Genomic DNA, 7,625 nt, shown 5'->3' with positions numbered 1-7,625 from the left:
TTCGTCGTTTAGATTAATCGTTTTTAGCGGCGTTTTAGCTGGACCCTCTAAGACCGTACCATCATAAGAAAAGCGGGATCCATGACATGGACAGTCCCATGTGCTATCTCCAGCATTCCAGTTCACTTCACAGCCTAAATGTGTACAAGTAGTGTCAACACAATGGATTTTTCCACCTTCATCTTTGTAGGCTCCTGCTCGTTTACTGTTTACATAAATGATATTTCCTTCTCCTTTTTCTAGTTGTTCAACGGACTTTTTAGGCAAATCAAGCTTTCCGCGAATAAAATGATCTGCAACATCTAAATTTTGACGTAAGAAGTAGCGGATACTTGGATCAGCATGAAAACGAGAAGGCTTATATACTTCTTCATACGGATTCTTCCGTTGCATAATAAGGTCTGTAATAAGCTGTGCGGCTACCGTTCCGTGCGTCATTCCCCATTTTTTAAATCCTGTTGCAATAAAGATGTTTTCTTTGCTTTTTTTCAATTTACCAATATAAGGGATCTTGTCAATGGTAATAAGATCTTGAGCTGACCATCGATAGGGATATGAAAGAACGTTAAAGTTTTCTTCTGCAAATCGCTGTAACGATTGATAGTGGTATTCTGTATTGATTCCTTGTCCTACTTTATGACCTTCACCACCAATTAACACTACTTCCTCCCCATTTAAAGTAGCTGAGCGCAGCGAGTGTGTTGGTTGGTCTGCTCCTAAGTACATACCTCCCGGAAATTTTTGTTTTGTTTTTGCCGCTAATACGTAAGAGCGCTTGGCGTACATTCGAGTATAAAAAAACCCTGCTCCATCATAAAAAGGAAAATGTGTACAAATTGCAACATGCTGACAGGATATTCGGTGGCCATCCCTCGTAATGACAGTAGGGGATGTACCTTCTTCAATATCATTTGCTACGGTATTTTCAAAAATCACTCCGCCCTTTTCCAAAAACTGTTTGGCAAGGTGAGTTAAATATTGGAGAGGATGAAATTGAGCTTGATTTTTCATAATAGCTGCAGCGCGAATATCAAACTGAAACGGAAGCGATGTTTTAAAATCGCATGGAATGTTAAGTTTTTCATACGCACGAAATTCTTTATGTATCCGATGATCAAATTCTAGTGTAGCACCATACAAGTAAGCGTCTTGCGTTGAGAATTGGCAATCAATGTTTTCTTTTTCGATTAGATCTTTCATAAAGTGTAGAGCGTTATCATTTGCTTCATAATAAAGCTTTGCTTGCTCAACGCCAATATGTCCAATTAATTCATCATAAATAACGTCATGCTGAGCAGTAATTTTGGCTGTTGTATGACCAGTTGTCCCATTTAAAATTTCATTAGCTTCTAGAAGTGCCACGTTTAGCCCTTCGTTCTGCAACAAATAAGCCGTTGTAATTCCAGTAATTCCACCACCAACTACTACCACATCTACTTTGCGATTTTCCTGTAATGTACTGCCTTTTGGGATTTTAACTTCTTCTCTCCACATCGGCTGTGCCTTTTTGGGAATATCCAACACTATCTCCACCTTTTTCGTTGTATATGCATAATGTTTCCAAATAAGGTCGTGAATATGTCTATAAATCATTAAAGAGCTTAGCGTTGTCCTCTAAGCTCAGTCTATATCAAAGATTTTCGTTGCTTAAAATAGTGTTCATTATATAAAGTGCTAGCGTCTGTAGGGATTAAATCCGTACATTAATTTTGACTGTATCATCAACAGAACCCGTATCGATAATAATAATTTCATCAACTAGTTGATGAATGCTTAACAAACAGCAGTCTAATGCAGGCTTATTAGCGACAGCACGGATTGTAACCAATGGTGTAGCAGTCCCATCCATGGTTGTAGGAGGTTTGGTTAGTTTACTAAACTATAAGGGATAAAGTATCGTCACTTTAGCAGCAGGCTCGACAATTTCACTACAGTTATTTGGTTTACTTGGTGCAGCCGTATTGACTACTGGAGCCGGTGTTACGTTAACCATTGTTTGTTTATCATAATAAAAATGATATTTGTCAAAAAACGTTCATAGAATAGAAGTATATGAACATTAATGTGTTCAAGACTAGCTAACGGGGTATAGAATAAGTACACTGACGACGTTCTTATTCGTTTAATTATAACTGGGCAAACGATTTGTTTGTCCTTTTATCATCTTCTAGTGACAATTTTCACATATAGGTGTAAACGGAAAAATGAAAACGTTGACAAAAAGAGGTGGAATGTTATGACAGGCTCACTACCTTTTGTTATTATGGCTTTGTTACTTCTCTCTTTAGATCACGATCAGGAATTCGCAACACAATCTGGTGGTACGTTTAAAACATATACTTATCAAGGAAAGAAATTTAAAGTTTATTTGCCTAAAAATTATTATTTCTTGAAAACGTATCCTCTTATGGTTATGCTGCACGGTTGTACACAGAGCGCAGACGATTTCGCAAAAGGAACAAACATGAACACACTTGCAGATGAAAAAGGATTTATCGTTATCTATCCTCAGCAATCAAGTAATGCAAATTTAAAGAAGTGCTGGAACTGGTTTGAGCCTCTTCATCAACTGAGAGGTTTGGGAGAGCCTGCTATTATTGCTGGGATGGTTAAAAAAGTAAAGCGTATGCACTTTATTCAACACGACAAAGTGTTTATTGCAGGGCTATCTGCTGGCGGAGCAATGAGCATCGTTATGGGCGTTACGTATCCTGAATTATTTTCTGGAATCGGCGTGGCGGCTGGACTTGAGTATCAGGCAGCATTAAATGTATTTAATGCGTACGCAGCAATGGCGAATCAAGGTCCTCCACCTGTGAGACAAGGTAGAGTTGCACATCAGGTAATGGGTAAGCGAGCTAAGCCGATGCCGGTGATTGTGTTTCATGGAAATGCGGACTCTACGGTAAATGTTTTAAATGCAGATCAAGTCGTAGAACAGTGGATTACTACGAATAATTTAGCGTTTGATGGAAAGGTTGAAGGGTGGATTGACCATAAGCCTAAAGAGGTTAGAGAAGAAAAAAGGCAGTTTGGAAGAGATTTTACTTATGCTCAATATGCAAGCCCCAAAGGAGAAATTTCAATCGATCAATACACTGTAAATGGTATGGGACACGCGTGGTCTGGCGGAAGCGCAGAAGGAAGCTATACGGATGAAAAAGGCCCTGATTCAAGTAGGATTATGTGGGAGTTTTTTATGAAAAACGGAAATGCTTTTCGTGTATAAACTAATAAATAAAAAGCTCAGTCCGGTTCATATACTGAGCTTTCTACTATGATATCAAGACATTTACTTATGATAAATAGCCTTGTATAGCAGGAATATTCAGGTGTGTAAAGAATATGTAATATAAAGGAAAGAAGAGCTGACGAGTCAGCTCTTCACTTATTCATTAGTATCCCCAGCCACCATAGCAACTGCAACCTACGATAACTAAAAGAATGAATAGTACGACTAAAAATGCAAAACCACCATTGTAACCGCCATAAGAACCCATTCGTAACGCCTCCTTCCTTATATTACACTTTTATTGTACGCAAGACGCTTGAAAAGGTGACGATAATAGGCGGGAATACTAAATGTGCGAACTTATGTAATTTCTCGATTAGAGTGAATAAAATGTGTAAAATAAGATTGATGATATGCTTGTTAGGGAATAGTAATGAAGAAAACGTGTAAACATGTATATACTAATTATAATTTGTTACTGTTCGAAATAAATAACAAGAAAAGTAAACAGATAAGAAGGACGTTTAGTGGGAAAAAAGGAGAGTAAAAAATGAATTTGGCATTTTTTTTGATTCCAAAACAAGAAGTAGTAACCCTTAATATTCAATCAACCTTAAGGCAGGCGCTTGAGAAGATGGAGCACCATCGCTATTCTACGGTACCTTTGGTAGATGATGAAGGTAAATACGTTGGTGTTTTAACTGAAGGGGACTTGCTTTGGAAGTTAAAAAGTCTAGGAGATTATCGCTTTCAAGATATGGAAAATATTAAGGTAACAGAGGTTGATCGTTATCAAGATTATCAACCAATTCCAATTTATGGAGAAATTGATGGGATTATTACAAAGGCAATCGAGCAAAATTTTGTACCTGTTGTTGATGATCAAGGAGTCTTTATCGGTATTATTCGTAGAAGAGAAATATTAGAGTTTTATTCAGATAATATAATTAAACGTATGATTAAGTGAAAAAAGCCTTTACATCCAAACGATGTAAAGGCTTTTTTTAGAAGAAATATAAAAAAAGGCGCAGTTACTTAATTGCAACAATGCACGTACTTATAGGATTGTACATAGTTTATTACTATAAATAAAATATTCTATGTTGAAAGGTGAATTTATATGACAGAAAAACATCGTAAAGAAGCAGAAAAAAAGTTTCATCAATCAAATCAATACTACTTTAAAGCAGAAGCTAAATGTAAGAAAAGAAGATGCAAACGCAAAGAAGAAGATTATGCCAAAGCGGAATGTCGTGTAGAAAAAGGGAACTGTAAAAAGAAGGAAGAGCGAGTAGAAAGAGAAAAAGGGCACTGCAAAAAGAAGGAAGAACGTGCAGAAAGACATCGCCTTCGTGATGAGCGTAGAGCGGAAAGACAGGATCGAAAAGAAAAAAAACAGCATGATGAAAAAAGTACGCATCATAAGAAAAAGGGAGATAACTGGAATCGCCTACTATATTAAGAGTGTAAAACCTTACCTCCATCGGGTAAGGTTTTTTTATTTTAATAAAAAAATAAAGTTTACAAACACTTAACATTATGATTAACTTTATCATGTTATGATATCAATATCCGATATCAAAATATGATATTGGATAAGGGGGATCCTTATGTTACGCGAATTCTTTCTGGGAAGTATTAAAATCCACATTTTGTACCATGCCAGCGTCGAGCCAATTTACGGGTCGTATATGATTGAAGAACTTCATTCACATGGTTACGATATTAGCCCTGGAACCATTTATCCTACGCTTCATCATTTGGAGAAAGATGGGCTTTTAATAAAAGAAGAGCGAATTGTAAAAGGGAAAATTCGCAAGTATTATACGATTACTGAAAAAGGGCAAGAGGTGCTTCAAGGTGCAAAAGAGCAAATTCGTGAATTAGCTAGAGAAGTATTAAAAGAAGGAGAGGATACAACATGAATCAATCAGTGTTTCGAAGGTGGATTGAAATTTTACTGATTTCAACTAAGCTTGGGTTAACCTCTTTTGGTGGGCCTATTGCACATTTAGGATATTTCAGAGAAGAATATGTAAAAAAGAGAAAGTGGCTTGATGAAAAAAGTTATGCGGATTTGATTGCATTGTGTCAATTTTTACCGGGACCAGCTAGCAGTCAAGTGGGAATTTCGATTGGGATGCTGCGCGGTGGGATTTTTGGAGGCGTGTTGTCATGGATAGGTTTTACAATGCCTTCAGTTATTGTGCTTATCGTGTTTGCATATTTAGTGCAAGGATTTGACGCATCAAGTGCAGGCTGGATTAATGGTCTGAAAATTGTTGCTGTTGCAGTAGTTGCCCAAGCGGTTCTTGGCATGGGAAAAAACTTAGCGCCAGATCGACCTCGTATTGCGATGGCTATACTCGCAGCGCTAATTACTTTGTTTTTTCCAAGCGCTATTGGACAAATTGGTACTATTATAGCTGCTGGCATAATAGGATATGTTCTATATAAAGAAATGAAAATGGATGATGTGCAGGACATGCCTATTACAATCAGCCGAAAAGTTGGCGTGCTGGCATGGATTGTATTTATCGCATTATTAGTAGGATTACCACTTTTACGTACCGCAATTCCTACTGTTTGGATGAGCATAATTGATATTTACTATCGAGTTGGTTCGATTGTCTTTGGAGGAGGCCACGTTGTTCTTCCAATGCTAGAACGTGAAGTAGTACCAATTAACATGGTGACAGAGTCTGAATTTCTAGCCGGATACGGTGCAACTCAAGCAGTTCCAGGGCCTTTATTTACGTTTGCGAGCTACCTTGGAACAGTAACCGCTGGTTGGTCCGGTGCCTTAGTTGCAACTGTTGCAATGTTTCTACCGTCATTCTTGCTTGTTCTTGGAACCTTACCATTTTGGAATGTTCTTCGTAGAAAACCAAGCGTACGAGCAGCTTTAATGGGCGTAAATGCAGCTGTTGTAGGAATTTTGCTTGCAGCATTATATGATCCAGTTTTTACTAGTGCAATCAAAACAACACCAGACTTTGCATTAGTGCTTGTGGCATTTGGCTTATTAATGTACTGGAAAGTAGCTCCCTGGATTGTTGTACTTGCAACTGCTCTAGGTGGTTATCTACTATCGGTTTTTTTCTAATGCCAATGACTATTCACTTCTAACTGGGCGAACGCATAGTATAGATAACTATGCGTTATCACTGAAGAGGAAAAATCCGTGGAGTGGATTGAAGAGCTATTACGTGATAAAGAAATTGCGGCTTAGTTAATTAAAACAGTCGGTGTTAGCATTATTGTGATAGGCTATATTTGTTTATTTGTCGGCGAAGCGAGCTGAACATTTTACAAAAGATGAAAGAATTAAGGGTGCGATAAAAGTTCTCGGAGTGAGAACTTTTTTTTGAAACTTATATAAAAAGCGTTCGTATGTAGTAATACAAGTGTAAGTAATTTAAAAGGAGGATTATCATGTTAAAGAAAATATTTGCAAAGATGGGTGTAGGCGCTGCAAAAGTCGACCTCACTTTGAACGAAAATACATATAAGCTAGGTGAGCATGTGGAAGGAAAAATCAAAGTCCAAGGTGGCAAAATTGAGCAGCACATTAATTTTATAAATGTAGAACTATGGCTGGAGGTGCGTGGACGTAACGGTCAGTTTCATACACATAAAGTAGCGAGCATCCCAATCGTTTCTTCTTTCCTTATTAGAGAAGGAGAAGAGAAAGAATGGGGTTTTAAATATGATTTACCAATGGATATTCCTATTTCAGCAAGCAATTGTAGCTATTTCTTTCAAACACATTTAGATATTGAAGGAGGAGCAGATGCCAAAGATCGAGATGACATCCGTATTAAAGCTCCTGAGGCACTTTATCAATTTGTAGAAGCACTTGAAAGTTTAGGGTTTAGAGAGAAACAGCATTCTGGCCAATTTAACGGTTATAAACAAGAGTTTGAGTTTTTCCCAACCTCTCAATTTCAACGCCGTATTCGAGAGCTAGAATTTGAGGTAGCTGTAGAAGATAAAGGTCTTCGTATTTTGCTTGAACTGGATTTACCAAGCTTTGGTCGAGAGCGTGAAATAAAGCGAGAAATCTCTTTTTCAACTGAAGAACTCAGTAATAATAAGAAGCTTCAGCAATCACTTCATCAAATTATTGAAGAAATGATTGACAATCCAGCTAGCTATGAACACTTTCAGCCTTCTCATTACCAAAGAGGCGAGTATAAAAGAGGTATGAGCGGTCTTGGAGGCGCTATGGGAGGGTTTGCAGCAGGTATGATAGGTGGTATGCTTTTAGGAGAAGTGATGGATGACATGTTTGAAGATGTGGCATTTGATGACATACAAGAAGACTTAGAAGGAGCCGATGATCTCTTTGATGGTGACTTTTTTAGCGGAGACGATGAGTGGTAATAAGAAA

At 37.7% G+C, this 7,625-nt stretch carries 9 protein-coding genes; 6 read left to right on the top strand and 3 right to left on the bottom strand.

Going from position 1 to position 7,625, the window contains the following annotated elements; translation table 11 throughout:
• Both BFL01S_RS17950 and BFL01S_RS20590 read right to left on the bottom strand, forming a co-directional pair.
• A partial coding sequence (locus tag BFL01S_RS17950; protein ID WP_174521200.1) for an FAD-dependent oxidoreductase occupies positions 1-1,494 on the bottom strand: 1,494 nt, incomplete at its 3' end.
• 196 nt (positions 1,495-1,690) lie between these two features.
• Positions 1,691-1,849, bottom strand: coding sequence for a hypothetical protein (locus BFL01S_RS20590; protein ID WP_156413430.1), 159 nt, complete (start codon positions 1,847-1,849; stop codon positions 1,691-1,693).
• A gap of 387 nt (positions 1,850-2,236) precedes the next feature.
• Here BFL01S_RS20590 and BFL01S_RS17945 point away from each other — a divergent pair, with 387 nt between their 5' ends.
• Positions 2,237-3,229 carry an extracellular catalytic domain type 1 short-chain-length polyhydroxyalkanoate depolymerase gene (locus BFL01S_RS17945; RefSeq protein ID WP_061786525.1) on the top strand — a complete coding sequence of 331 codons (993 nt, stop codon included), beginning with the start codon at positions 2,237-2,239 and terminating at the stop codon, positions 3,227-3,229.
• Positions 3,230-3,395: 166 nt separating this feature from the next.
• On the opposite strand, the gene BFL01S_RS20185 is transcribed toward BFL01S_RS17945, so the two are convergent.
• A complete protein-coding gene (locus BFL01S_RS20185) occupies positions 3,396-3,500 on the bottom strand; it encodes a YjcZ family sporulation protein (RefSeq protein WP_076512409.1) in 105 nt (34 codons plus the stop codon).
• Positions 3,501-3,782: 282 nt separating this feature from the next.
• Here BFL01S_RS20185 and BFL01S_RS17940 point away from each other — a divergent pair, with 282 nt between their 5' ends.
• The 5 genes from BFL01S_RS17940 to BFL01S_RS17920 all read left to right on the top strand — a co-directional run bounded on the left by BFL01S_RS17940 (position 3,783) and on the right by BFL01S_RS17920 (position 7,618).
• On the top strand, positions 3,783-4,199 hold the full coding sequence (locus tag BFL01S_RS17940; protein WP_025911347.1) for a CBS domain-containing protein: 417 nt from the start codon (positions 3,783-3,785) through the stop codon (positions 4,197-4,199).
• A gap of 153 nt (positions 4,200-4,352) precedes the next feature.
• Positions 4,353-4,694 carry a hypothetical protein gene (locus tag BFL01S_RS17935; protein ID WP_025911349.1) on the top strand — a complete coding sequence of 114 codons (342 nt, stop codon included), beginning with the start codon at positions 4,353-4,355 and terminating at the stop codon, positions 4,692-4,694.
• Positions 4,695-4,842: 148 nt separating this feature from the next.
• Positions 4,843-5,157: a PadR family transcriptional regulator gene (locus BFL01S_RS17930; RefSeq protein WP_025911351.1), complete on the top strand. Its 315-nt coding sequence runs from the start codon at positions 4,843-4,845 to the stop codon at positions 5,155-5,157.
• Positions 5,154-6,338, top strand: coding sequence for a chromate efflux transporter (chrA, locus tag BFL01S_RS17925; protein ID WP_061786524.1), 1,185 nt, complete (start codon positions 5,154-5,156; stop codon positions 6,336-6,338). Before BFL01S_RS17930 ends, chrA begins: the two co-directional genes overlap by 4 nt.
• Before the next feature lie 329 nt (positions 6,339-6,667).
• On the top strand, positions 6,668-7,618 hold the full coding sequence (locus BFL01S_RS17920) for a sporulation protein (RefSeq protein ID WP_061786523.1): 951 nt from the start codon (positions 6,668-6,670) through the stop codon (positions 7,616-7,618).
• Positions 7,619-7,625: the final 7 nt, after the last annotated feature.

The organism is Priestia flexa NBRC 15715 (assembly GCF_001591565.1).
GTDB classification, from domain to species: Bacteria; Bacillota; Bacilli; order Bacillales; family Bacillaceae_H; genus Priestia; species Priestia flexa.
Note: the sequence above shows the minus strand (reverse complement) of the source record. Positions and strands in the feature narration are given on the sequence as shown.

What these genes read in the sequence shown, in the direction of transcription:
- BFL01S_RS17935 (WP_025911349.1), top strand. Translation starts at nt 4,353, where the DNA reads ATGACAGAAAAACATCGTAAAGAAGCAGAAAAAAAGTTTCATCAATCA.
- BFL01S_RS17920 (WP_061786523.1), top strand. Translation starts at nt 6,668, where the DNA reads ATGTTAAAGAAAATATTTGCAAAGATGGGTGTAGGCGCTGCAAAAGTC.
- BFL01S_RS17930 (WP_025911351.1), top strand. Translation starts at nt 4,843, where the DNA reads ATGTTACGCGAATTCTTTCTGGGAAGTATTAAAATCCACATTTTGTAC.
- BFL01S_RS20185 (WP_076512409.1), bottom strand. Translation starts at nt 3,500, where the DNA reads ATGGGTTCTTATGGCGGTTACAATGGTGGTTTTGCATTTTTAGTCGTA.
- chrA (WP_061786524.1), top strand. Translation starts at nt 5,154, where the DNA reads ATGAATCAATCAGTGTTTCGAAGGTGGATTGAAATTTTACTGATTTCA.
- BFL01S_RS20590 (WP_156413430.1), bottom strand. Translation starts at nt 1,849, where the DNA reads ATGGATGGGACTGCTACACCATTGGTTACAATCCGTGCTGTCGCTAAT.
- BFL01S_RS17940 (WP_025911347.1), top strand. Translation starts at nt 3,783, where the DNA reads ATGAATTTGGCATTTTTTTTGATTCCAAAACAAGAAGTAGTAACCCTT.
- BFL01S_RS17945 (WP_061786525.1), top strand. Translation starts at nt 2,237, where the DNA reads ATGACAGGCTCACTACCTTTTGTTATTATGGCTTTGTTACTTCTCTCT.